This window comes from Vibrio celticus (assembly GCF_024347335.1).
Lineage (GTDB): Bacteria > Pseudomonadota > Gammaproteobacteria > Enterobacterales > Vibrionaceae > Vibrio > Vibrio celticus.
On record NZ_AP025464.1, the window covers coordinates 892,479 to 918,112 of the forward strand.

Here is a 25,634-nt window from a genome sequence, read left to right on the forward strand (position 1 = left end):
GAGCTCCCTTGATACTTTGGAATATTAAACTTCGCCCCCCTACATGCCTATTCCATCTAAATCCGTAAGCTTCGAAGCTCAACCTCGAATCTAAACGTGCGTTTATGTTCATTATTTCAGCAACTTAAAACGCGATTCCCCTACCAGTCGACGCTAATTCACGTTTACACAGCCAAGTTCAAAGGCACAGAGTTTGGTATCAAATCAGTCAATTCACAGAAAATTCAAAAATCATTTATTGAACGATCGTTCAAGTGATGCTTTAATGAATCACCAATACAAGGAGTTACCCCATGCTTAAGTTCTATTTTCACCAAACACCCAACCCAATGAAGATCGCTCTGTTTCTAGAAGAGACAGGCCTAGATTTTGAACTTGTTCCTGTCGATACCTTAAAAGGCGAGCAACACACACCGGAATATCGTTTGATCAATCCAAACGGCAAAACGCCCGCGATTGAAGATGATGGACAACGTGTATTCGACTCTAACGCTATCCTGCTGTACCTATCTGAGAAAACAGGCAAGCTAGCTGGTCAGCCAGAAGACAGAGCTGAACTATTATCTTGGATGATGTTTATCGCGAGCGGCCTTGGTCCATACTCTGGGCAGTCTGTACACTTCCGTCATGCTGCGCCGGCAGGCTTAGATTACGCGGTAAATCGTTATCTACGCGAAGCACAACGTCACTACGAAGTGTTAGAGAAACATATGGAAGGTCGTGAGTTTTTCGTTGGAAATGAGTACACCATCGTCGATGTCGCGGCATGGGGTTGGATTGATAAAGCACCTTTCGTGCTTGGTGAAGAAGGCCTAGAACCTTACCCGAATTTGAAGCGCTGGTTCGATGCAATCAACGCCCGCCCTGCTGCACTGCGTGCTCGCGAAATCGGCAAAGGCATTGAGTTTAAAACCGAACGTGATGAAGAGGCAAAACGAGCACTGTTTCCTTCGAATTATGCGAAGTAGAAAAATTGATAGTTAACACTCTTCTGAGTGATAGCTAAAACTCAAACATAAAGAGCCGCTAAAAAGCGGCTCTTCGTACTTAAACCATTTAGCTTGTACGACTTAAGTGGTTTAAACAAGGTGAGTATCAAAAATCCAAATCGGCAGTTCTCATATCCTTGAACATAGCTTGTTTCTGCAAGTTTAGAATTCAGTAAGCACATGATTCAACGTTGCATACATAGAAAAACAAATGACAGGAATAGTTAGGATCCATAAACAAGTAGCTGCAAGTAGCTCTATATAGTACCAATACCTTTCCAAGACACTAACTCCTGAAGTCAAATTCCCGTTTTCTATCTTAGTGAGTCCAGCCGCACGTTGAAAATGAGCTAAACGTCAACCTTCTCATACGATCAGTATCGTTCACATACGAACAGCCCTATTCGTGATCGATGACCGCAATTTGGCATTTTTTATTGCATCAATCTTGAGCCAAACCCCACTTCATAAAACGACGTTTCAAAATAAATATTGCAAATAGCGACTTATGAGTATTGCTACAATATACTTATTACTAATTCCTGCTATAAAGCGACTCTGCTTTTGACTTTGTTACAGGTACCAATCAATTCATTTGGGTGACTACGGACAATAAAACTCGACAAGACAAGTTCCTACTCGTCAAGTTTTGTCAATGTGTCATCTGTAATTCAACCTTCTCTGTTTCTGGATGATCCCTATGTGTAGGAATATAAATCTATCGACCACATCGTTAATAAACCAGGTTTCATTATTATTGACCAATGTGTTCACAGTATGTTTCGTTTTGGTGTAGGAAGCACCTATTCCAAGCGTAAGACTTGAATAATTGCCGTTCTATGGTGATCGTTTGTCTAGTCAACTAGGCCTGTTAAATGGGTATGTGGGAACTAAGATTATCCATCAAAGCCCTTATCTCAAATATTTGTAGGTTTGAATTTTGTTGTCACAACCTTATGTAAAAAAGAATTTTGCCCTCGCTTGGCCATTAGCTATTAATGGCTTGCTCATGCAATCAATGTTGCTCATCGACACTTTTATGGTGTCACCACTTGGGGAAATCTCATTAGCAGCAATGGGGATTTCCACTGCTGTTCTAGCCACACTGTTAGCAATACAAATGGCATTGGCAAATGGTAGCCAGCTCGTTTTGAGCAGAGCAGTAGGGTCGAAAAGCGAGAGTAATCTGTCTAAATCTTTTTGGGCTGGTCTGTTAATTAACTGCTTAGCTGCCATTCTGTTTTTACTCACCCTCACTCTGTTTGATGAGCAGTTGGCCTCGTTGCTCGCCGACGATCCTCAGTTGCGTCAAGAGATTCAACACTATTTAAGCATTTCTAAATACCTAGTCATTCTCACTGCGTTAACACAAGTTATGATCGCCTTACTTAACAGCCTTGGGAAAACAAAGGTTCCTCTAAAAGGTTTTCTATTAGAACTGCCTTTAAACGCAGTCCTATCGTATGGTTTTATCTACGGTATAAGTTTGGGTGATATTGACTTGGAAGGACTTGGTGTACAGGGTGCAGCTATAGGCAGCGTAATGAGCATAACATCTAGGTTATTCTATTTAGTGCTTGCGATAAGAGCAATTCAAGGTGTGACACTCCATCGAGTTAAATTAAACCGTTCGATGGTTATTAATATTAAACAACACTTTAATGAGATTTTTCCTGTTGCAGCTAACGTCACAATTTTAATGCTTGGCGCCAATATGTACCAGCTTTTGTATACTCAGCTAGACATCTATGCTTACGTAGCCATCACACTTATCACGCCTTGGATTCGTTCTGGAACTCAATTTGTAGCCTCATGGTCTCAATCATCAGCGATTACTATCAGTCAAGCTATAGGCTCAAAAAACCTATTAAACTTAACGAAGAACGTTAACATTAGTATCAAAATCGCTGTTGGAATATCTTTCATCATCGCTTGTTTATTTTTAATAATGAGTATCGGAATTACTACGGCCTACCCAAACCTTGAAGAGTCTACTTATCGCGCACTTGCTACTATCGCCCCGTTATACATAATTTTACCAGTCGCTAGGGGATACAACTCAGTACAAGGAAATATCCTTAGAGCATTAGGTCAAACCAAAGCCGTATTCAAAATCAACTTTATTGGTCAATGGTTAATTTCAATACCATTATGCGCGATACTAATTCTAGTGTTCGATTGTTCAGTATTTTGGGCCTTCGCAGTTCAGCCATTCGAAGAGATAATCCGCTCACTTCCTCTACGCCACTTAGCACAAAAAACATTGACTTCATTTGACCAAAAATCCGCTAATGAACTCATGCATAGCTAAAACGCTTGTCCGTTTTTCTTCGTTGCCATAAAAAAGCCATCACTCCAAAATCAAGCTATTAACGGCTGAGGGGGGAGAGTGATGGCCTGCTAAAACTTCTAAAGACGGTTAATACGCTCTAATCTTGAGGTATTGACAGTTATTGCTCGTGTTAAACCCAAGCAATGTTCCAGAAAGAGAAGATTCGCTAACATAGTTACTGTTGATGTTTAAAGATCCCGCTCCATTTAGCGACACCACCGTGCCTCTATAGTCGCAACTCGTATTTGAATCGCTATCCCACACTTGTACTGTCTTACCATCCAGATCTCTGTCAATGAGCAAACACGAACCATTTGCCAACGACAATTCTTTTTTATCTCCCCAGGAATAGTTAAGAACCTCATTACAATCAGTATGAGATGGTGGCTCTACTGGCTCATCCGGTTTGATTTCGGTCTTAGGTCTTACCCATGAGCCACCGGTAATACTCACACCAGAGTTAGGTATCTGTGCATAAACCGCTTCCGCCAATGATTGATTCCATGTTGGTATAGCATCTCCATCGACATTGAGATGCTTGTAACCTTCGCCATCCCAACCTAATGCATACTCAACGCCAGGGCTAGTAAACATACTCCATTTTGAAATTGCTGAACCTTCGATAAGTGCTTTTTTAAAGGAGTTGTTCACGAACACATTATTCGGGCCAGTTGGACCCGACCACTTACTCGCATGATCCCCTGAACCAACCCAAATAGGTTGCCAAGTTGAACCGATTTCAGGGGCACCATTTGCCCAGCTACGATGCTCAAATGGAACTTCAACTGTATTGTTTCTGATTAGATTATTCCGTTCCCAACCTCCGTGTAGATTCAAATCAGCATTTAGGATGTTACCTTCAACAATATTACCGGTAGCAGACCATTGAAGTGCCAAATGTCTAATGCCCTCTATTACGTTATCTTTAATTAAGCTGTCGTACAACTTTGAGCCACGAAGGTAGCCATTGCCCCCGGCTCCTTTGTTCCACGATCCATTAATTTGGTTATTGGATATTGTCACGTCTTTTGCAAACTCAGTAACGATTGGATGCGAACCAATCATTTCAATATTAAGGTTATCTACCCAACCGTTGTATGCCCATTTCATTATTACCCCGTGGATAGCGTCTTGAGAGCAGACGTTCTCGTAACGATATCGAACTCCTTTAGGGTTGCTGTCTGAATACTTCCACTGGTTATAACCTTCACAGTTCGTCCCTTCTGGATCAAGGGTCATGTAAAAGTTTTGTAATCCAAAGCTTTCAACCGCTGTTACAGGCATTGCACGACTGTTGTAACCTGATTCGTTACTCAAAGGAATGTCAAATTCAAGAGGTCTATCAAGCGTTACTTTATCCGTTGAGGGATCTACTTTTATAACCTTAAAGATCTGTGTTCTCATATGCCCTGTAGACATATGAGAGGCACTTCGGCGAGATTGAGGCACTTGTCCTTTATCTAAGAATGCCTTGTCATTTGCTGCACCAATGTAGATTAGATCACCAACTGAAAACTCGGCTCCTTTACGCTTCTCCAAAGACACCGTTGTATCGCCAGTTCTAGCAACTTCAGAAAACTCGATGGAGTGTTTCCAATGATAGTTGATACTGCCTTCATAACTCTGTTCATTCTCATGCTTTTTTCGTGTTTCGACTCGGAATACACCAAACCCAGGCCAATACTTCTTATCAAAATCAGGAGCATTATCGTCAGATACTCCGTAAGGCGACCATGATGTTACGACAATCTTTGTACCTGATTCAGGATCACTACCCATTCCGCTTATAACAACTCCTGAACGGTCAATATGAATTTCATTTCCAATATTGATTTCACCCGCTGGTAATTGAATCAATGTAAGATTGTCTGGCGAGTTACTTATCGAAATTTCAGTGTCAATAATTGCTTGAAGAGCCATTGAATCATCAAGCCCATCATCAGCTACCACTCCATGCTCTTCGGCATTGATTATTCGGTTAAATTGCGTTGGTAAATTGCCTCCCTCATTAAAACCCGGTGACGCATTCGCACCATTAATAAAAAGAGTATTACTTAACAATAAAAAAATGACTGTTTTCCTCATTTGTCATGTCCTTTAATTCATTACATTCATGAGACACAATGCAAGAGCTAGAACAGGTTTACCTGCCTACAGCAGCCGTAACATCAGTTGGATAGAGCGACAAACAAACCAACTTTTCCAAAAGCAGTTTTCGCTACTTACCTATACCAAGCTATTTAATGAACCTGGTATAGGCATGATTGGTTGAGTAGACTAACTAACCATTCTTGATTCGAGCTTTGGTGATTGACGAGCACTCTTAAGCAGCAGGGTACCCACAGTAACAATAACCACGCCACAGAAAACAAATGCCATTCGACCCCAGAAAGGATTAGGTATCAGTACCATCGCTGTTACCAGTGCACCAAATACCAAAATTAGTTTGCCTAACATATCTCTTTGTTGGCGGTCCATTTCATCTTGGCCTTCACCTTCAACAACCGGTGTATCAACATCATTCCAAAACTCGACTAATTCTTGGCTTCTCGCGCCTTCTGGTTTCTTATAGAATTTGGTAGTTAAACAGAAGAAACCACCCGTAATAACCAAATGGCCTACGATACCGAGTAATACTTTAAGGTCCTTAGCTTCTCGGCCAGTAAACGGGGCTTCTAGGTTCAACCAAGAATTAACAACTTCCGCCGTTATTACGAAGCTAACAAGATAAGACACAACGGCTCCTACAGCCAAAGTTGCCCAACCAGCCCAGTCTGGTGTCTTTTTAATGAACATGCCAAAGAACAAAGGCACTAAGATTGGCATTTGAAGAAGTGTACTGACATACATCATGGCGTCGAACAAACTCAAACCTCTTAGCGAGTTGATAAACAGTGCCACACCTATGATTAAAATACCGAACACCATAGTGACGATCTGACTTACGCGCATTCATAGACTGAACCTTAAGCATTAAGACCAGCATAAATCCCGTCTAACGTGATGTTTTTCTTTGACTTCCTCTGGGCGGACTTTTGTGCGTTCTTAAATATATAGCTAGAGGCCCATTCCAGTTTATTGCCTATTTCTGACCATGCCTTGTGGCTGATACATTCAAATATGGGCAACAGCCACACATCCACATTTTTTGCCGCCTTAAACAGCGAGACCGATGGCATTATCTGAAGCGCAGTACTGCGCCTGATGATCAGCGAGAGTAAACTGGCCCAGATAAGCCCATCAACGATGGCCTTTTGTGCGGTGACAAATCGTTGCCAGTTTGTGTGAGATTTTAATTCTTTAAAAAGCAACTCCACCTGCCATCGACAGCGGTAGATCGCCATTATGTCATCAGCAGTATAGGTACCTGAAGGCAAGTTAGTTAACCAAATACAGAATCGCTTTTCTTCGGCAAACCAACGTCTTACCACTCTAAATTCTTGCTTACCACTACGAACTTTAAGGTCGAGTACCTGTGAGCGATTAGTACCTCGAGTGATGTCTTTGAGCTTCTTTCCTTCTAGTTTAGATAAATGCCGGCCCTGACCGTTTCTCGCTTCTATAACATGAGGATTCAGGGACTTTGCTCCTCGAAAAATATAGAAACCACCATACAGTTCAAGCTCAGTAAAGAATTGGAAGTCAGGGTACCCTGCGTCAGCCAACAACAATTTGTTACTCATTGTTTTGGGGGCGGGCAAAAAGTCTCTTTCTGATGCTGTATCAGCGCTGATGCTCATTGCGACTGGAGAAAAGCTTTTTTAAAGACATTGTCATATGGCATTCAACTGCGGCTGGATTGCGTTTAAATCGGCTCGGGTAAACGTTCGAAAGGTCACGATGAATGTGGAAAGAGCTACCATCTTGAAGCAGCACATCATCAAAGGTGGCGAGTTTATCTGGTAGGTTGGCACTCTGCTGGCGAGCAAACTGAGCTATCGCTCGCATGGCCAATTGGCGCATGAATATCGGAAATTCTTCTTTTCTTAACTGGTTATGGTAGGGCTTATAAGCCACAGTATCTTTAGCGCTTAAGCACATCCCATTGAATTGCCTTAGTAAATCGGCAATAGATGAGCAGTTTCCTTTGCTCAAAGCGGCCACTAGGCTTACTACTAGCTGGTCGGGTAAGATAGCCCGACATCGCTTCATAAGTCCTGTACTTTTCGCCATTTTTTGAAGGCTATCAGCATTAAAGAATTGCTTAAACTGCTTTTGTAGGGAGATAATCGTCATCGGCTTCACGGTTGATATGGGTGGTTTGTTTGGCGACGATTATCTGATCATAAATGAAGCCTTTTTTCTATCTAAATAAATAGCTTAGAGCTTAAGATCCTGTCTATGTACGCGCATTAGCTTCTTATCATCGGCGGACTTATCAAGTACAGGCTTGTAAAAGTTACGAACAAACACACCTGAATTTCGGTTAAGGCCAGAATCCATGGAAGACATCGTTGCAGCAAACACAGCCGACATCAAAAGACCTACCATGCCCACTGGCATAGCATTTTCAACAAAGACCAGATACACAGCATCTGCCGCTTTTCCGCCTAGCTCTGCTGCATGCGCCGTCGCGGCTTCAGGGTAGATAACGGCAGTAACCCAAGGAGGAAGGAACCAGATAGCTGGGCCAACCAGCATGAGAACAAACGCAAGTAAAGCAGCTTTACGTGCGTTGATAGAATCTTTCGCCGTCAAAAAGCGATAAGAATCTTGCATATTGTTGATATTTTGTAGCTGTTTAACAAACATGAAGATAAACCAAGAAACAAACAGTAATGGGTAATTCATCCCAGAGCCCATTATGCTATCTGCCGGAAACTGTTCGATTAGATTCGACGGACCGCCAATCTTAACAAGGGCTGCTACCGCACACACAACTGTCACGGCCATAATAACAACCATTTGAACAAAATCAGAAGCCACAACTCCCCACGCCCCACCAATCACCGATATAAACAATACAATCAGGCCTGTAGCAACAATTGTCGTTTCAATGTCTATTTTGAAAACGGCACTGACAAATAAGGCCAAACCATTTAGCCAAATACCTGTATATACGATGCTGGTTGGCATCTTCGCCCAAGTAAAGACTTGTTCATTCGTTGCTCCAAAACGACGACGAACGCCTTCAATAGGAGTAACAACTCTCATCTGACGGAAGCGATACGAAAAAAACAGCCAAGATAATAGGAAGCCAAACGCATTTGCCATAAACACAACCATGATAGGGAAACCGTCGGTAAATGCTTTACCCGCAGCGCCCGTAAAGGTCCACGCACTAAATTGAGTCATAAACGCTGTAGAGCCTACCATCCACCATAACATCTTGCCCCCGCCCCGGAAGTAATCGATCGTGGAGCTGCCTGCAAAACGTTTAAAAATTACACCTATCGCTATCATAAAGATAAAATAGACGCCAACCACAAGCATATCTATATTCATAATCAGTCCTCATAGACTGAACCTTAAGCATTAAGACCAGCATAAATCCCGTCTAACGTGATGTTTTTCTTTGACTTCCTCTGGGCGGACTTTTGTGCGTTCTTAAATATATAGCTAGAGGCCCATTCCAGTTTATTGCCTATTTCTGACCATGCCTTGTGGCTGATACATTCAAATATGGGCAACAGCCACACATCCACATTTTTTGCCGCTTTAAACAGCGAGACCGATGGCATTATCTGAAGCGCAGTACTGCGCCTGATGATCAGCGAGTAAACTGGCCCAGATAAGCCCATCAACGATGGCCTTTTGTGCGGTGACAAATCGTTGCCAGTTTGTGTGAGATTTTAATTCTTTAAAAAGCAACTCCACCTGCCATCGACAGCGGTAGATCGCCATTATGTCATCAGCAGTATAGGTACCTGAGGGCAAGTTAGTTAACCAAATACAGAATCGCTTTTCTTCTGCAAACCAACGTCTTACCACTCTAAATTCTTGCTTACCACTACGAACTTTAAGGTCGAGTACCTGTGAGCGATTAGTACCTCGAGTGATGTCTTTGAGCTTCTTTCCTTCTAGTTTAGATAAATGCCGGCCCTGACCGTTTCTCGCTTCTATAACATGAGGATTCAGGGACTTTGCTCCTCGAAAAATATAGAAACCACCATACAGTTCAAGCTCAGTAAAGAATTGGAAGTCAGGGTACCCTGCGTCAGCCAACAACAATTTGTTACTCATTGTTTTGGGGGCGGGCAAAAAGTCTCTTTCTGATGCTGTATCAGCGCTGATGCTCATTGCGACTGGAGAAAAGCTTTTTAAAGACATTGTCATATGGCATTCAACTGCGGCTGGATTGCGTTTAAATCGGCTCGGGTAAACGTTCGAAAGGTCACGATGAATGTGGAAAGAGCTACCATCTTGAAGCAGCACATCATCAAAGGTGGCGAGTTTATCTGGTAGGTTGGCACTCTGCTGGCGAGCAAACTGAGCTATCGCTCGCATGGCCAATTGGCGCATGAATATCGGAAATTCTTCTTTTCTTAACTGGTTATAGTAGGGCTTATAAGCCACAGTATCTTTAGCGCTTAAACACATCCCATTGAATTGCCTTAGTAAATCGGCAATAGATGAGCAGTTTCCTTTGCTCAAAGCGGCCACTAGGCTTACTACTAGCTGGTCGGGTAAGATAGCCCGACATCGCTTCATAAGTCCTGTACTTTTCGCCATTTTTTGAAGGCTATCAGCATTAAAGAATTGCTTAAACTGCTTTTGTAGGGAGATAATCGTCATCGGCTTCACGGTTGATATGGGTGGTTTGTTTGGCGACGATTATCTGATCATAAATGAAGCCTTTTTTCTATCTAAATAAATAGCTTAGAGCTTAAGATCCTGTCTATGAATCAGTCCTTTAATTAATATGAAACTCCATTTCATTATTGTAGAAATATTGATTTATAAATGAGATCGGATTCACACTGGTGATATTTAGTGCCCACTCATTGACCGGGCGGTAGGTGGGTCACACTATGTAGGCACTTCCTTGAAATAACCATGAAATTTTTTTGTCAGGAAGTTCAATGATTCGCATAGATAACCAAAGTAAGACATAACATGAGGAGGTTGAGGACGAGATATTGTTTTCTGTTAAAAGACATTTATGCTTACTTCTCTAGATAGATATTTTCCTTATTTGTTAATTTTTAAGAAACTAGGTTCCTTGATTAGATCCTTAAACAGCAAAAATATCTGTAATTTCTCACAGTCAAAAAAAAGAAAGCCAGATGGAGTATCCAACTGGCTCTCAAGAAGCGCTATTAGTCGTTACGCTTTAATGTTACTGGTGAAATTAATCTAAATAAATAAGTGTTAATCTACTTTTCTAGTCTTAAGAATAAATTCGTTTATTCACTTCAAGGCTTTCTTCTACCCGTGCGCTTCTTTTCAATGCATAACCCACAGCAAAGATGGCAGCGGCACAGCAAAGAAATACCATTCGTCCCCACATTGGGTTTGGAATCAATACCATCAGTACAAGTCCAGCAGCCATTACCATCACCAATGTACCTAACTTATTACGCTGCATTCTATCGAAGGTATCTTGATCATCAGCCGCCACTACTTCTGTTTGAAGGTCAGTAAAAAACTCATCTGTGCTCTGTTTATTCAGATCTTTTTCTTCGCTATAGAACAATGTCGTTGCCCAGAAGAAACCTGCCGTTAAGAATAGATGAGCAACAATGGTAATTACCGTCCTCATTTCTGAAATTTCACGACCTGTTAGGTTTTCCATACCAAACCATGTGCCGACTACTTGTGGAGTGAAAATATTGATCACTGACCAAGAGACGAAACCTCCGAATACAACTGTCGCCCACGGTGCCCATCTTGGCGTTTTACGAATAATCATACCGAAACACAGTGGAACCAAAATTGGACCTTGTAAGAGAGTCGTTACTTGCATCATTAAATCAAACAAACTGAGTTCTTTCAGTGACAAGAAAAACTGAGCCATTAAAATTACAAGAAACCCATTCGCAATACAGGCAATCTGGCCTGCGCGGAGTAGTTCTTTATCCGTCGCTTTGCCTTTACGCATAATGTTTGCGTAAAAGCTACGAACAAAGATTCCTGAATTTCGATTTAAAGCAGAGTCCATTGATGACATAGTCGCTGCGAACAAACCTGCCATAAGTAGCCCCACGGTTCCAACAGGCATTGCTTCACGAGCAAACACCAGATATACCGCATCACTTGCTTTTGCACCCAGCTCTGAATACTGTTCAGCTGCATCCGGGTAAAGAATGGCTGAAGCCCAAGGAGGCACAAACCAAATAACACAGCCCGCTAACATCATGACTCCTGCAAACAGCGCGGCTTTTGAAGCATTGTCAGAATCTTTAGCATTTAGAAAACGGTAGGAATCCTGCATATTATTCAAGCTTTGTAATTGTTTTACTACAAAGAATAAGAACGAACACACCATGAGTAATGGATAATTCATGTCTGGACCGATCCAAAAACCAGAGGGGAAATTCGTAACAATTTCACCAGGCCCACCAACTTTAATTACAGCGACAATCGCACATGCTATAGAAATAACGGCAATTACCAGTGTCTGAATAAAGTCAGAAGCGACAACTCCCCAAGCTCCACTCAATAAAGAGATTATCAGTACGATAATACCCGTTACCCAGATTGTCGTAGAAATATCCGCATCAAATACAGCTGAGGCAAAAACCCCAAGGCCATTCAACCAAACCGCCGCCACAATCACACTAAGAGGAATGATCATCCAAGTGAAGAATTGTTCATTCGTTGAATCAAAGCGACGTTTCACACCTTCGGTAGGAGTATCAACGCGCATTTGACGAAAGCGCTTAGCAAAATAAAAATAGGCAAAAACATACGCCATAAAATTACCTAGAAAGATCCCCAAAACAGCAAAGCCATCATTGAAAGCCTTCCCCGCAGCACCTGTAAAAGTAAAAGCAGAAAATTGGGTCATGAACGCTGTCGAACCCACCATCCACCAGAGCATTTTACCGCCCCCACGAAAGTAATCGCTAGCGCTGTTGCTTGCCATTTTTTTGAACAATAAACTGATTGCTACCATAAGAGCAAAGTAGCCAGCTATGACAAGGTAATCGTATTCCATAGTATCAACTCCGAAACGGTGTTTTAATTTGAATGAAGTATAGGTTTATATACCCAGCATATCCGTGACTAAAATCGAAACATCAGTTTATTATTTTAAAAACTTAAGGTTCATTGATGTAGATCACACTTAGTTGGTCGATCCTTTTAAGAAAACCCGATTCATTATCAGTTTCAAATTGTCAAAAATAACAAGGTGCATAATACTGCACCCTGTTAGTAAATCAATTATGTAAATTAGTTATTAATTAATAGCTAACCTTTGATCAAAAGCTGTACTTCACACCAACACGATAGCGGAGAGAATGCTCATCTTTAACTCCATTCTTATTCTTGTCATGGGTGACAAATCCAACTTCCGCAAACGGTACCCAACCGCTTTCTAGTTGACTGTATTCACCAAAGAAATTCACTAGGTGATCAGTATCTTTATCCTTCCAGCCACCTTGACCCGATTCGAGGTCCTTGTACTCTAGGTCAACTCCAATTTTACCCCAGCTTAAGCTGTAATCAGTAACTAGGTTAAATTGATGATAACTAGAATTATCAGCATCTACTCGACGTTGGTCACCATAACGGTAGCGAACGTTAGCTCCCCAGTTGTCTGTAAGCTTCGCAATTGCGCGAATGTTATATTTGTGCGTTGTTGAAGAACTTGCTGCATCAGCTGCGTACGATGGCTGCAATGTAAAAGTATCGTTAATCTTGTAGTTGTAACTTAAACCAACCTCATGACCAGCACTTTTAAGACTGCTTAAGAAATCATCGTCATCGTGCTTCCATTTGGCTTCTACTGAAAAGGGCTTTGTTGCGTAATTAAATTTAGAGATAGAGCAACCCGTTTCGCTTGTTTTTTAGTCAACGCGACAAGTTTCAGGCATACCTAACCCAGTAAGCTTGTTCAACGCTTTTATCATCGCGTAAGTTTCACCCACCTGGGCATTGTAATTTCTTAAGCTCAGTTTCCCTCCTAGCAACTGTTTAACTCGATTGCATATTTCGGAGCATTCCGATCAGTCATTTCGGGATTATCCGATCACCCATTTCGGTTTAAACCGATCACTGATTCCGCGATTATCCGATCACTTTTAGTCAAACTCCGAAATCGGTGATCGGAATAGCGAAAACCGCGATCGTAATGGCCGAAATCCTTCCTTTTTCTCTTTTAAATCAATAGCTCGCTATTCTTTACTTCTTAAACAAGAAGGAAAGGAAGCGACAATGGCCAAAGAGAACTCCAATGAACAAAATCAAAGAGGTATTACGCCTTAAATACGACTGCGGTCTCTCAAATCGTGGTATCGCTTCTTGCCTTAAACTCGGCCCGTCCACCGTATCAGAACTCCTTACTCGCTTTAAACAAAGCCAACTTGGTTGGCCTCTACCCGACAGTTGCAGCGATGCAGATCTCACACAGGCGCTGTATCACGGCAAGAAAGTCAGTCGAGATAAAGTTATGCCAGACTTCACTCAATACGCAGTCGAACTCAGGCGTAAAGGTATGACAAAGATGCTGCTCTGGCAGGAGTATCATGAGCAATATCAAGAGCAAGCTTACGCTTACACTCAGTTCTGCGAGCACTTCACTCGTTGGTTCAAAACCCAAAAACGCAGCATGCGCCAGCTTCATGTTGCAGGTGATAAACTGTTTATCGATTACTGTGGGCCTCGGCTTCAGGTGGTCAACCCTGACACAGGCGAAGTGCGCGAAGCGGAGGTGTTCGTCGCGACTTTAGGCGCGTCCAATTACTTATGTTGAAGCCTTCCCCAGCCAAGGGAAGCCCTACTGGTTAGAGGCGCATGCGAATGCGTTCGAACACTTCGGTGGCGTACCACAACTCTTAGTTCCCGATAACCTACGCAGCGCAGTCACCAAAGCCAATCGTTATGAGCCGAGACTGAACGACAGCTATCAAAAGCTGGCTAATCACTATCAAACAGCCGTGATGCCTGCTCGCCCCTACAAACCGAAAGACAAAGCCAAGGCAGAGAATGCCGTGCTCCTAGTAGAACGCTGGATCATGATGCGGTTGCGACACCAAGCCTTCCACACTTTTAAAGAGTTGAATCTCGCCATCCGTGAACTCATGAATGAGTTAAATCAGCGTGAGATGAAACAGTATGGCGCCAGCCGCCAAGCGCTGTTCGATAAACTCGACAAACCTGCATTAAAGCCACTGCCTAGGCAGCGTTACCTGTATACCGAAACTAAACGAGCCAAAGTTGGCCCTGACTATCACATCGAATATCGCCGTCATTACTACTCGGTTCCCCATCAACTTGTTGGTCACCATGTCGAGTTGGAAGCCTCTAATCGCCTGGTGCAGATCTACCATCAAGGTAACTTGGTGGCCCAGCATCCACGTAGCCAAAGAGAGCGAGGAAACAGCACAACCAGAGCACATGCCAAGCAACCATCAACATCAGAAGTGGTCGCCAGGGCGCTTGCTTAGCTGGGGAGCCAATATCGGCCCAGCCACACGAGAAGTCGTCAATAAGATGCTGAACTCCAAGCCTCATCCAGAGCAGTCTTATCGTTCCTGCCTTGGCTTGCTCAGCCTCAGTAAAACCTATGGCGAATCGCGCCTAGAGCAAGCCTGTAAAGATGCGCTGATGCTGACAAAATCCAATTACACCTTCATCAGCAATTTGTTGAAAAACAATCGTGAAGGACAACTGAGTAAAGACAACACGAGTACGCCAAATCTTGTTCATAGCAATGTTCGTGGCCCGAACAGTTATCACTAGGAGAAAGGATATGAATGCACTGAACGACCAACTCAAAACCCTACGCTTGAGCCATGCAGCGAAAGCATTAGAGCAGCAGCAAGAGCAACTGACCACCTACGCAGAACTGGACTTCGAGGAAAGGCTAAGCCTACTTCTGGAAAGCGAGATCTTGAATCGCAATCAGAGCAAAATCCAACGCTTAAAACGACAAGCCAAGCTGAGAGTAGATGCGCAGCCGAGCCAACTTATCTATAAGGAGGGACGAAACCTCAATCGTAAACAGATGAGCGAACTTCTGACGGGCAGTTATCTATACAAACACCAGAACATCTTGGTTACAGGCCCAACAGGCGCAGGCAAAACGTATCTTGCCTGCGCACTGGCAACTCAGCGCCTGTGACCAACAACAAACGGTTAAGTACTACCGATTAACTCGCTTGCTTGACGACCTGACCGCTGGTCGTCTGGATGGTAGCTATCAAAAGCAACTCCAATCGCTGGCTAAGAAAGCCTTACTGATCCTCGACGACTGGGGGATGGAAAAACTCACTCAAGAGCATGCGGGTCACTTATTAGAAGTGCTGGAAGAGCGTTATCAAAACAGCAGCACAATCGTCATCAGCCAGTTACCTGTAAGGGAGTGGTACAACATGATCGGCAACGCCACCGTCGCGGACGCGCTAATGGATCGGCTAGTACACAATAGTCATAGAATAGAACTGGGAGGTGAGTCAATGAGAAAACTGGCGCAATCCGATCACTTAGAGTAAAAATAAGAAGAGGGAAAAACGGTAGGATCAGGTGATCGGAATAAACCGAAACGAGCGATCGCAATCACCGAAATACGCATCGATACATCGCTGTTTCTGAGAGTGAACGTTTGTAGTATCCATACCGCTCTTTCCAATACTTATTTGAGCCGTATAATTTCTGGCAATCCACGGCGAGATTTCGAGGGTGACCTCGCTCCCAGAAGGCTGCCCCTTCTCTTGGGGGAATAAGCGCAATAGCTCCCTTAATCTTAATAGCAGCGTGACACGCTCTCGTGTCGTAAGCGCCATCACCAGACACCTCAAGGATACTTCGGCGTGTTTGTTTCAGTAAGTTAGGGAGTACTTCTCCATCTGTAACCGTCGATAAACTTAGCTCAGCGGCAATGATCTCATGAGTGTTGGTATCGACGGCAATATGAAGCTTTCGCCAGACTCTACGCTTGCCATCCGTCCCATGTTTTTTGACTTTCCATTCACCTTCGCCATAAACCTTAAGGCCAGTAGCATCAATAGCTAGGTGCTGTATCGCTCCTCTCGTTTTAGCCTTAAATGAAACCTCAACTTGCTTGGCTCTACGACTGATGCAGGTGTAATGCGGACAACTTAACGGTACATGGGCTAACCTAAATATCGAGTCGATAAATCCTTGCAGCGCTCTCAATGGCATAGAAAAAACTCGTTTCACCATGAGTGCTGTCGTGATAGCTAAATCACTGAACCGACGCGGCCTCCCGCGCTTATTCTGTTTACTTTGCGCCCACCCGCTTATTGCTTCTTCATCAATCCAAAAGGTCAGAGAGCCACGGTTAATGAGTGATTGGTTGTATTGCTTCCAGTTGGTTGTTTTGTAACGAGGCTTAAGCATAGGGCTACGAGAGAGGGTGGAGGTAGCTGATCAGATCGTAGGTTCTTGATTTAGTTCCATTGAATTACGCAACAAAGCCACTGAAAAGCCTATGCCGTTATCAAATCGATGCCCGACAGTAATTCGATCACGATGTTTGTCACCATCACGATCCGGCATGTACTCATGGCGTAAATTAATAGACGCTGCCGAAGCTGCCGTTGATGTCATTACAATAAACAAAGATGAAACAAATAGCTTTTTATTAATTTAAAACACCGCTTTATTTTTAATTAACACAAGGGTAAATATAATGATAATCGCTAATAATTAAAGAGGAACATAAGCAAATTGTGATAAATGAAACGTCATTTCACTATTAAAAATTAAAGATGTGAACTTTGATTCCAGCGTTCGTTTTTTTGTTTGTAAAAGTATTTATAAATCAATACTAGAATAAAAAATACACTTTGTTTAACACTTGGTATAGATGTAAAAAAGCCCATTCAATGAATGGGCAAACCTACACAACAAATTAGTCGCTATAGGCTACTCAAAAGTGACCTCTCCGGTATCGAAACGAACCGTCATGACCTGACGTATTCCTTTTTGATCCATTGCGATTGTGAGCCTATTACCCATCCACTCAACACTAGCGATCGATCTATCACCCTCTAAATCATGCAATACCATACTTTTCAGTTTTGCTTGCTTGCTACGAAGTAGGACATAACTTAAATCTGACGTAGCGGGATTATCAGGGGCCTTACCCGTCAAAATAGAGTCAGCTCCCTCAGAGAAAATAGTTTGGGAATAGGCAGTGTCCAATGCGACATCGTAGTCAAACTTAATGAGGCTAGGCAATTCGGTAATTGCTTTGCAATCCTTCATTCGAACCAAAGGGCCTTCAAGAGGGTTATCGACGGTTTCCAACTCTACAGAAGAATCTATCATTTCTCCTCGAGTATGCAGGGTGAGGTCAAGTTGTTGCTCATGAGGGTTACTCACTTGGTTGATCTCAATAGCCGCATCTCCAAGCCACAAAATCGATCGTCTAAACTCTATATCTTTGTAGCTTTCTTCATCCCAGTGCACCAATGTGTGGCTATCAACTGTGGCTGCTGGCAAGCCCCAATCCACAAGCGCATCCACAAACGTAAATTCATAACGTTCAATGTAATGCTTCAATTGTGGTACTGTAGGTGTTTGGTTACTTTGATTGACCACCAACGTATTATGGCTTGAGGTATTTTTGTAATAACCGTAATGAAGCTCAGCACCATACCCCGTAGTACCTAAATCTGGCAGAATCTCTTTACCGTCTTTTATCAGTATTAAGCCTAAGCGATCATAATGATCATGCTCACCACCATAAGGCGCGTGCTTGTAAAGCATGGAATGATTACGCTCTTGATTAACACAAATCGTAATGCCTGAGTCAGGGGCGTGAATTGCATCTCCAGTAATTGTAGGTAATTTTGGTAGTTCATCAACGCCATATAGTAATGCATCTATATTGTCTCGAGACATGCTTTGATAAATCGTATTTAACGCGGCCCCAAATATCGGGGTTTGGAACTCCGCGTAGGCAAACTCAAATAGATGAACATGGTTAAGCTTCTCTTGACCTGCAATGCAGTCATTAAGCTTCGGGAAATCACCTGTATTTAGCACTAGCTTTAATGGAAACTGAAGCATAGTGTGGTAATTCGGGTTACTTCTTACTGAGTAGTCAGTATTTCGAGCCAATTTTTCAAAGGCCAATAACGCTTGCAGAGCATAATAGTGGTAGTGAACCGAACCTTCGAACCATAAACCCTCTGCACTCATGCCATGCTCTAGCTGGTAGTGGATGCCATATTTACTATGAAGCGCAAAATCAAGATATTTCTCTTCATTTAATAAAAGACCAATTACACCGATCGTCGCATTAATCTTCATTTCATGATTATGCAGCTGATCAGTTCGATGCTGCATTAAAAACTCAGCCCCTTCTCTTAATAACCGCTCTTCAATGTATTGGCGCTCTTCACCACTCAACGCTTCACAGACAAAGTCATATCCTAGAGCGAAATCCAAGTTACAATTTGCTTCACACAGGGTTTGTGCATTCGCTTTACCTGGTCCATTGTAGGGAATACCACCATGTTCTTCATAGTCAGGGTAGTATTTTGCGTATTGAAGTAAAATCGCTTTTACTTTATCAAAATAATGCTGCTCTCCCGTTATTTGCCACAATAATCCGAGCTCGCGACACGCTTTTGCATTTAACCCGTTTAACCAACGCCACCATGCGCCATCATACGGTTCACCTGTAAATACTTTGCCATCAACTGGGCAGCAATGCTCTTCTGAGTTGTGGCGATTCCACGTCAAACGTACACCATGCTCAGGACAAAAATAATAGAGATTCCATGTCGCTCTATTATCTTCAGGAACCAAGATTTCATTTTCAAGAACAACTTGGTTATCTTGCTTAATTTGCTTAATCGTAGATGGTGTCGCTTTTCTACGAATACGCTCTAATTGCGGTTGGGAAAATTGAATCATGGTTACCTCAATGAAAGTCAAAATACTGTTGTGCATTATTAAAACAGATGTTTTTTATAGTCTCAGAAAGCAATGCTTCATTATTGGGCACATCACCAGAGAGTGCCCAATCTGCGAGCATGTCACATAACACGCGGCGAAAATAATCATGGCGAGACATTGATAAAATATTACGAGAGTCAGTTAACATACCAATGAAACACCCTAAAGCACCTAAATTCGCTAACGCTGTCATTTGAGCGATCATTCCATGCTTATGATCGTTGAACCACCAACCAGCACCCAGTTGTATTTTACTCGCACTGCCAGATTCTTGAAAAGCGCCTATCAATGAAGCTAATGGCCATGTATCTTTCGGATTCAAACTATAAAGAATGGTGTTTGGTAGCTTATTAGCTAGGTCTAACTGACTAAGAAGTTTTGATAACGGTCTAATAAGCGGTGCGTCGTCCATAACGCTAAAGCCTGTCGCTGGTCCTAGCGTTTCAAAGCGTCTCTCATTAACATTCATTAATACTCCATGATGAATCTGCATAGACCAACCGAATTCGCAGAAGCATTGCCCTAAAAAGACTAAGAGATGGCTTCTTATCGCTAGGCACTCTTCTTCCAATAACGGGATCCCCGAACGCATTAATTCAAAAGAAGCGGCAACGCTTTCCTCTGATGAAACGGTGAATTGAAAGTCATTTAAGCCAACGTCAGAGATCTTACAACCTACTGAGTCAAAAAAAGCTATTCGTTCTCTGATGGCAGATTTGAGTGAGGCTAGATTTTTGATTTCATAATCAACACATTCCGAAAGCCTATCGAGGTAATGCCCATAGTTCTCTAGATTAGATAGGTTGATCAAACCATCGAAGCGAAAGGTTGGTAGAACATTAGCAGAACATGGTTCGTTCGCGAGCTTTTGATGAAACTCTAAACTACTTGTTGGATCATCGGTCGTGCAGACCGTATGGACCTTATTCATCTTCAAAACATTTTGTGGGGTTAACGCCTGAGTAGCGATCACTTCGTTACATTGATTCCACAAGAATTCTTGGTTTTCTGGGCAAATCAATACATCAATATTGAAGTATTTTTTTAACTCTAAGTGGCACCATTGATATAAAGGGCTGCCAATGAGCTTAGGCATGGCTTCACACCACTTTACGAACTTATCTTGATCGTTGGCACTACCGGTAATGTAATGTTCATCAATTCCCACGCTGCGCATCGCTCGCCAAATATAGTGATCGGATGCTAGCCAAACCTGAGTGATATTTTCGTGGGACTTATTGAGATAAATGTCTTCAGCTTCAAGATGACTATGGTAATCAATGATAGGCATAGTAGAGGCATGCTGATGATATAACTGCTCAGCCAAAGGCGTTTTTAGAAGGAAGTCTTCGGATACATAACAATGTGCCATTGAGGTGTTCTCATTCTCTTGTATACAACTCATGCGATCTTGTACGTACTAACTCCCAACAAGATTGCGTGAAATAATAAAACTACGGTTCATTTATAACGATACTGGATTTTAATTGTATAGCTTTTACAGTTAGGAATACAGGGTAAAAGATTGAAAATGTGATATTTGAAACGATGTTTTATTTTTGTGAATTTACAGTTACTTTCAAGTCCTTTGATGAATAAAGCCGATACCGAAGATCAGATATCGACTTTTGCTACAAGTCATCATTAGCATAGAGCATTACTAGACTGTATCGAGGTCCGTGCACAATTTAGCCAGTAACTAACCTCTAGAACTAAATGAAAGACAATCCACTCTAAAGCTTAAAGTACTGCTTAGCATTTGCATAACAAATACCTTCTACTGTTTGTTTTAGCAAAGCTTCGTCATTAGGCAGTTCACCATCTTCAACCCACTGACCAATCAAATTACACAATATACGGCGAAAATATTCATGCCTCGGCATTGATAGCAAACTACGAGAATCAGTTAACATGCCAACGAAGCGACCAAGCATACCAATGCTACCAAGAGTTTTAAGCTGCTCTTCCATTCCCTGTTTTTGATCGTTGAACCACCACGCTGAGCCAAATTGTATCTTGCCAGGGCCAAAATCACTGTCTTGATATGCGCCAATCAGTGTCGCTATTACGGCATTATCACGAGGATTTAGAGCATAAATGATCGTTTTGCTTAACTTACGTTGGTAATCTAAGTCACTCAACAATTTACTGAGATTCTGTGCAAAGGTTGTATCATCAATCGAGCTAAAACCAGTCGCAGGTCCTAATTCTTCAAATCGTCGCTGGTTAGGGTCTTGAAGTACCCCGATATGCAGTTGCATCGTCCAGCCAAGTTCGTGATTCTTTTTCCCTATGAAGTTGAAAATTTGTGTTTTGAAGACATCAACTTCACGTTGGCTAATCGATTGCCCTTCGAGAGCCTTCTTGAACACTGCATCCGCATCGTCTTTACTCGATTTAACATAGGGTACAGTTTTGATCCCCATATCAGACAATCGACAACCCATCTCATGAAAATAGGTAAATCGCTGATCCAACGCTAAAAACAGTTCATCAAGCGTTTCAATATTTGATTGTGTTTTCTGTGCTAATCGCGATACCCAGTTAAGAAACTTTTCTGAATTCTCAATATAAAAGAGGTCATCTGATCGAAAAGTGGGTAGCACTTTAATCTCGAATCCTTCATCTGCTAAGGCCTTGTGATATTCAAGGTCGCTAAGAGGGTCATCTGTCGTACACAGTGATTCGACATTCCTCATTCGTAACAGGTTACGAGCACTGTGGCTTGGTTGAGATAATTGCAAGTTACAACTTTCCCAGATTTGCGCGCCATTCTCTTCATTTATAATTAAATCAACATCGAAATAACGCTTCAACTCCAAGTGATTCCAGTGATACAGCGGATTACCAATAAGGTAAGGAACGCTTTGGCACCACTTATCAAATTTGTCACGCGCTTCGGCCTCACCTGTTATGTAATGCTCAGTGATACCATTAGCTCTCATCGCTCTCCATTTATAATGGTCATGGCCTAGCCATGCTTCAGAAATAGACGAAAATTGGATGTCTTCATAAATCTCTTTTGCACTAAGGTGATTATGATAATCAATGATTGGTAACTGTTTTGCGTAACTGTGGAAAAGATGCTGGGATGTTTCGTTATTAAGTAAAAAATTTTCGCCGATAAAAGGACTATTCATACAGAGTTCCATTGAGAAATGTTTGCTACCTACTGGATAGTGGTAAGTAGCAACTACCGTTATATATTATTGCTGAGCAAGCTTAATTTTATTAATGAATTCATAAACACCAGGTTCGCTGTCTAACAACTCTTTGTACATAGGCTTAACCGCTTCAATCATTTGTGATCTTTGCTCTTCACTAGGCTGAACAATGGTAACCCCCATTGTATCTACCGCTTTTTGTTGCAATGCCATTTCCATATCCCAGCCCGTTGTGTAGCTATAGTTCATAGCATCAACTGCTGCTTCATTAATGATGGTTTGTTGCTCTTCTGACAAACGATCCCATGCTCGAGTGCTAATCGTAATTACGTTCGCCATTTGTACGTGGTTATCTTCATAAAAATACTTAGCAATTTCACCGTGTCGAGCGGTATACAACGTTGGTCCAGCTCCTTCTACACCATCAACCATCCCTTGCTGTAAAGATGAAAATACTTCGCCATATGGTGTTGGTGTTGGAATACCACCAATGTTTTCGATTAAGCGAATCATCGTATTAGATTGCTGAACTCGAAGCTTCATCCCTTTTAGATCTTCAGGGCGATTGATTGGTTTAGGTGAATAATAACCGCGAGGCGTCATCATGATGTAACCAAGACCGAAGAAGCCACGATCTTTCGTAGATTCCAATAACTCTTGCCCAATACTGGACGTCAATACCTCATGCATTTTTTCGTTACTCTCAAATACAAACGGATAATTGAGCGCTTTGTACATTGGCTCGATATTCTCTAGCATTGCAGTATCAACTTTTGTCATGTCAAGTAGTCCACTACTTACCTGCTCTAACATCTCTCTTTGCGTACCAAGCTGAGAATTTGGGAAAATGCGAATTCGTAGATCGCCATTCGACTTTTCCTCTACCGCTTGCTTAAACATCTCAAAATACTGACCCGTTGGACCATTAGGGTTGGTATTGTGACCTAGGCGCAGAGTAGTAGCGTTAGCTACGAACGAGCTAATAGCTAAGCTAGCCACTATAGCCATATTAAGTTTAGATACTTTCATTTCGATTCCTTTAAAATATGTATTAATTAACCGCATTTACACTAAATACAAAAGTGTCAAATCACAAAGATCCACCTCACATTTTCATTTTTTTGAAACGCTTTTTTATTTTAGCTTGAATCAGATCTTGTTTTTGCAATTTAAAATTTGAAATTACATTTCAAAAATCAGAAGATGATTTCAGTTTCTATTTCTGGAGTAGGCAATTGTTAAATAATATAAGAAGAATTTTCGACAAAACTATAGGGGTAAGTGTTAGTATGCTAACTATTGCACTTGTCGTCTGTGTTGTATGGCAAGTTATTTCTCGCTTTATCTTACATTCACCAAGTACGACGACTGATGAAATAGCAAGATTTCTACTAATGTGGTGTGGTCTAACAGGCTCAGCGTATATGGTTGGACAGCACCAGCATTTGGCAATTGAGGTATTAGGTACACGATTGAAAGGTGTTAAAAAACTGTCTTTAAATATTTTAGTTCAGTTGTTTATAGCCAAGTTTTCGATAATGGTTATGATTTACGGCGGAATGATTCAATACTCAAATATATCAATGACAGGTCAATTAACTCCTTCATTAGGACTTCCTATGTCATATATATATGTTGTGGTACCTATTTCTGGGTTAATTATCCTTATCTATAACATCCTTAATATCCTTGACAATGTTAAAGATATTTTAGACATCAAATCTAGCTTAACACCATCACAGGTACAAGGGTAAAATTAAATGAGTTTAGAAATTCAAATGATGCTCGTCATGCTAGTAACATTCGTCGTTACGGCATTTGGAATAGGTGTTCCGGTCGCGTTTTCCATTGGTTTATCCACCATAGCTGCAACGTTACTGATGTTTCCACTTGAACAATCAATATTGATCGTTGCTCAAAAAATGGTAACAGGCGTAGATAATTTTGCATTTTTGGCGCTACCGTTTTTCATGCTTGCCGGAAACATTATGCGAGTAGGTGGTATTGCAGATAAGCTAATCAATGTTGCTTTGTTACTCGTAGGTCGCTTACCTGGCGCTTTATCGCATACCAATATTGTTGCCAACACTATGTTTGGTACGGTTTCAGGCTCAGCAATAGGTTCCGCAGCTGCCGTGGGCGGTGTCATGGTTCCCGCGCAGAAAGCTAAAGGATATGACCCCGCTTTTGCAACCGCCGTTAATATTGCTTCCTGCCCAATAGGAATGATAATCCCACCATCAGGCGCATTAATTACTTATTCATTATTAAGTGGAGGAACTTCAATTGCAGGCCTTTTCTTAGCGGGTTATATCCCAGGCCTACTTATTGCGTTATCTCTAATGTTTGTAACCTATTTTTGGACAAACAAAAGAGGTTATCCGAAAGAAGATAGAATCACATTTGAAATCGTTAAACGTACGTTAAAAGAAGCACTACCAGCCCTAGGTTTAGTTGTGATTATTCTAGGTGGTATTATCGGCGGAATATTCACAGCGACTGAAGCATCTGCGATTGCGGTTGTGTATTCGCTTGGGTTAGCCATGTTTTACTACAAACAGCTATCTTTTTCAGATATCCCCAAAGTATTTGGTGAAGCGATGCTATCAGCAACGGTAATACTAATATTGATTGGTATTTCTAGTTCAATGTCATGGACCATGTCTATTGCTGATATTCCTTACATGGTGGGTAGCGCAATGTTAGGTTTCTCAGAAAACCCTATCGTTGTACTGCTACTGATCAACATTATGTTGTTGTTCATTGGCGTATTTATGGACGGTGCCCCGGCTAAACTCATCTTCATCCCAATATTGTTACCAATCGTCACTCAGTTCGGAATGGACCCAATTCAGTTTGGTATTTTAATCACTTTCAACCTATGTATTGGTTTATGTACTCCACCTGTTGGAACCGCATTATTTGCCGGGTGTAAGATCGGTGACGTACCAGTGGCTAAGGTTATTAAACCATTGGTTCCATTATGGATTGCGCAAATAGCCGTTCTCATGTTAATAACTTACGTGCCTTGGGTAACCATGTGGCTTCCAAACTTATTTGGTTACGGATTGTAGTAACAAATTAACCAAGAAGAAACTAAGAGAGTCAGCA

General features: G+C 41.9%; 13 protein-coding genes and 7 pseudogenes. 6 read left to right on the plus strand and 14 right to left on the minus strand.

Annotation, left to right across the window (positions count from 1 at the left end):
- Nucleotides 1-293 precede the first annotated feature (293 nt).
- Both OCV19_RS19945 and OCV19_RS19950 read left to right on the plus strand, forming a co-directional pair.
- A complete protein-coding gene (locus OCV19_RS19945) occupies nt 294-968 on the plus strand; it encodes a glutathione S-transferase family protein (protein ID WP_065677004.1) in 675 nt (224 codons plus the stop codon).
- Between the two features lie 961 nt (nt 969-1,929).
- A complete protein-coding gene (locus OCV19_RS19950; protein WP_083994355.1) occupies nt 1,930-3,300 on the plus strand; it encodes an MATE family efflux transporter in 1,371 nt (456 codons plus the stop codon).
- Between the two features lie 108 nt (nt 3,301-3,408).
- Here the strand turns inward: OCV19_RS19950 and OCV19_RS19955 are convergent, their stop codons facing one another.
- From OCV19_RS19955 to OCV19_RS19990, 8 genes and pseudogenes are all read right to left on the minus strand, one after another.
- Nucleotides 3,409-5,406 carry a right-handed parallel beta-helix repeat-containing protein gene (locus OCV19_RS19955; RefSeq protein WP_065677003.1) on the minus strand — a complete coding sequence of 666 codons (1,998 nt, stop codon included), beginning with the start codon at nt 5,404-5,406 and terminating at the stop codon, nt 3,409-3,411.
- A gap of 192 nt (nt 5,407-5,598) precedes the next feature.
- Entirely contained in the window at nt 5,599-6,273 is a 675-nt protein-coding gene (locus tag OCV19_RS19960; protein WP_240508226.1) for a hypothetical protein, read from the minus strand.
- Nucleotides 6,274-6,287: 14 nt separating this feature from the next.
- Nucleotides 6,288-7,557 (minus strand): annotated as a pseudogene (locus tag OCV19_RS19965) (IS4 family transposase).
- Nucleotides 7,558-7,665: 108 nt separating this feature from the next.
- Nucleotides 7,666-8,766 (minus strand): annotated as a pseudogene (locus tag OCV19_RS19970) (sodium:solute symporter family transporter); the annotation flags it as partial.
- Between the two features lie 23 nt (nt 8,767-8,789).
- Nucleotides 8,790-10,056 (minus strand): annotated as a pseudogene (locus OCV19_RS19975) (IS4 family transposase).
- 595 nt (nt 10,057-10,651) lie between these two features.
- On the minus strand, nt 10,652-12,421 hold the full coding sequence (locus OCV19_RS19980) for a sodium:solute symporter family protein (protein WP_065677359.1): 1,770 nt from the start codon (nt 12,419-12,421) through the stop codon (nt 10,652-10,654).
- Nucleotides 12,422-12,686: 265 nt separating this feature from the next.
- Complete coding sequence (locus OCV19_RS19985; RefSeq protein WP_083994376.1) at nt 12,687-13,250, minus strand: oligogalacturonate-specific porin KdgM family protein; 564 nt, start codon at nt 13,248-13,250, stop codon at nt 12,687-12,689.
- Between the two features lie 24 nt (nt 13,251-13,274).
- Nucleotides 13,275-13,409, minus strand: a pseudogene (locus OCV19_RS19990) (IS5/IS1182 family transposase); the annotation flags it as partial.
- A 251-nt stretch (nt 13,410-13,660) separates the two neighbouring features.
- Between OCV19_RS19990 and istA the strand changes: the two are divergent.
- Nucleotides 13,661-15,168, plus strand: a pseudogene (istA, locus tag OCV19_RS19995) (IS21 family transposase).
- A gap of 10 nt (nt 15,169-15,178) precedes the next feature.
- Nucleotides 15,179-15,920, plus strand: a pseudogene (gene istB, locus OCV19_RS20000) (IS21-like element ISVch3 family helper ATPase IstB).
- A 79-nt stretch (nt 15,921-15,999) separates the two neighbouring features.
- On the opposite strand, the pseudogene OCV19_RS20005 reads toward istB, so the two are convergent.
- From OCV19_RS20005 to OCV19_RS20030, 6 genes and pseudogenes are all read right to left on the minus strand, one after another.
- A pseudogene (locus OCV19_RS20005) lies at nt 16,000-16,788 on the minus strand (IS5 family transposase); the annotation flags it as partial.
- 30 nt (nt 16,789-16,818) lie between these two features.
- A complete protein-coding gene (locus OCV19_RS20010) occupies nt 16,819-16,998 on the minus strand; it encodes an oligogalacturonate-specific porin KdgM family protein (RefSeq protein WP_065677919.1) in 180 nt (59 codons plus the stop codon).
- Between the two features lie 318 nt (nt 16,999-17,316).
- Entirely contained in the window at nt 17,317-19,317 is a 2,001-nt protein-coding gene (locus OCV19_RS20015; protein ID WP_065677918.1) for a heparinase II/III domain-containing protein, read from the minus strand.
- A 7-nt stretch (nt 19,318-19,324) separates the two neighbouring features.
- Nucleotides 19,325-20,764, minus strand: a complete 1,440-nt coding sequence (gene uxaC / locus OCV19_RS20020) for a glucuronate isomerase (RefSeq protein WP_240508237.1) — start codon at nt 20,762-20,764, stop codon at nt 19,325-19,327.
- A 328-nt stretch (nt 20,765-21,092) separates the two neighbouring features.
- Nucleotides 21,093-22,499 (minus strand): glucuronate isomerase, encoded by a 1,407-nt coding sequence (gene uxaC, locus OCV19_RS20025; protein ID WP_065677916.1) that lies wholly within the window; start codon nt 22,497-22,499, stop codon nt 21,093-21,095.
- A gap of 66 nt (nt 22,500-22,565) precedes the next feature.
- The gene (locus tag OCV19_RS20030; protein ID WP_065677915.1) at nt 22,566-23,552 is read right to left on the minus strand and encodes a TRAP transporter substrate-binding protein; all 987 of its coding nucleotides are present in this window, start codon (nt 23,550-23,552) and stop codon (nt 22,566-22,568) included.
- 260 nt (nt 23,553-23,812) lie between these two features.
- On the opposite strand from OCV19_RS20030, the gene OCV19_RS20035 reads away from it, so the two are divergent.
- Nucleotides 23,813-24,277, plus strand: coding sequence for a TRAP transporter small permease (locus OCV19_RS20035; protein WP_065677914.1), 465 nt, complete (start codon nt 23,813-23,815; stop codon nt 24,275-24,277).
- A 6-nt stretch (nt 24,278-24,283) separates the two neighbouring features.
- Nucleotides 24,284-25,597, plus strand: a complete 1,314-nt coding sequence (locus OCV19_RS20040) for a TRAP transporter large permease (protein WP_065677913.1) — start codon at nt 24,284-24,286, stop codon at nt 25,595-25,597.
- The last annotated feature ends 37 nt before the right edge of the window (nt 25,598-25,634 follow it).

Coding starts and splice junctions, on each gene's coding strand:
- OCV19_RS20035 (WP_065677914.1), top strand. CDS start 23,813: ATGCTAACTATTGCACTTGTCGTCTGTGTTGTATGGCAAGTTATTTCT.
- OCV19_RS20040 (WP_065677913.1), top strand. CDS start 24,284: ATGAGTTTAGAAATTCAAATGATGCTCGTCATGCTAGTAACATTCGTC.
- OCV19_RS19960 (WP_240508226.1), bottom strand. CDS start 6,273: ATGCGCGTAAGTCAGATCGTCACTATGGTGTTCGGTATTTTAATCATA.
- OCV19_RS20015 (WP_065677918.1), bottom strand. CDS start 19,317: ATGATTCAATTTTCCCAACCGCAATTAGAGCGTATTCGTAGAAAAGCG.
- OCV19_RS19955 (WP_065677003.1), bottom strand. CDS start 5,406: ATGAGGAAAACAGTCATTTTTTTATTGTTAAGTAATACTCTTTTTATT.
- OCV19_RS19945 (WP_065677004.1), top strand. CDS start 294: ATGCTTAAGTTCTATTTTCACCAAACACCCAACCCAATGAAGATCGCT.
- uxaC (WP_065677916.1), bottom strand. CDS start 22,499: ATGAATAGTCCTTTTATCGGCGAAAATTTTTTACTTAATAACGAAACA.
- OCV19_RS20030 (WP_065677915.1), bottom strand. CDS start 23,552: ATGAAAGTATCTAAACTTAATATGGCTATAGTGGCTAGCTTAGCTATT.
- OCV19_RS20010 (WP_065677919.1), bottom strand. CDS start 16,998: ATGACATCAACGGCAGCTTCGGCAGCGTCTATTAATTTACGCCATGAG.
- OCV19_RS19980 (WP_065677359.1), bottom strand. CDS start 12,421: ATGGAATACGATTACCTTGTCATAGCTGGCTACTTTGCTCTTATGGTA.
- uxaC (WP_240508237.1), bottom strand. CDS start 20,764: ATGAGTTGTATACAAGAGAATGAGAACACCTCAATGGCACATTGTTAT.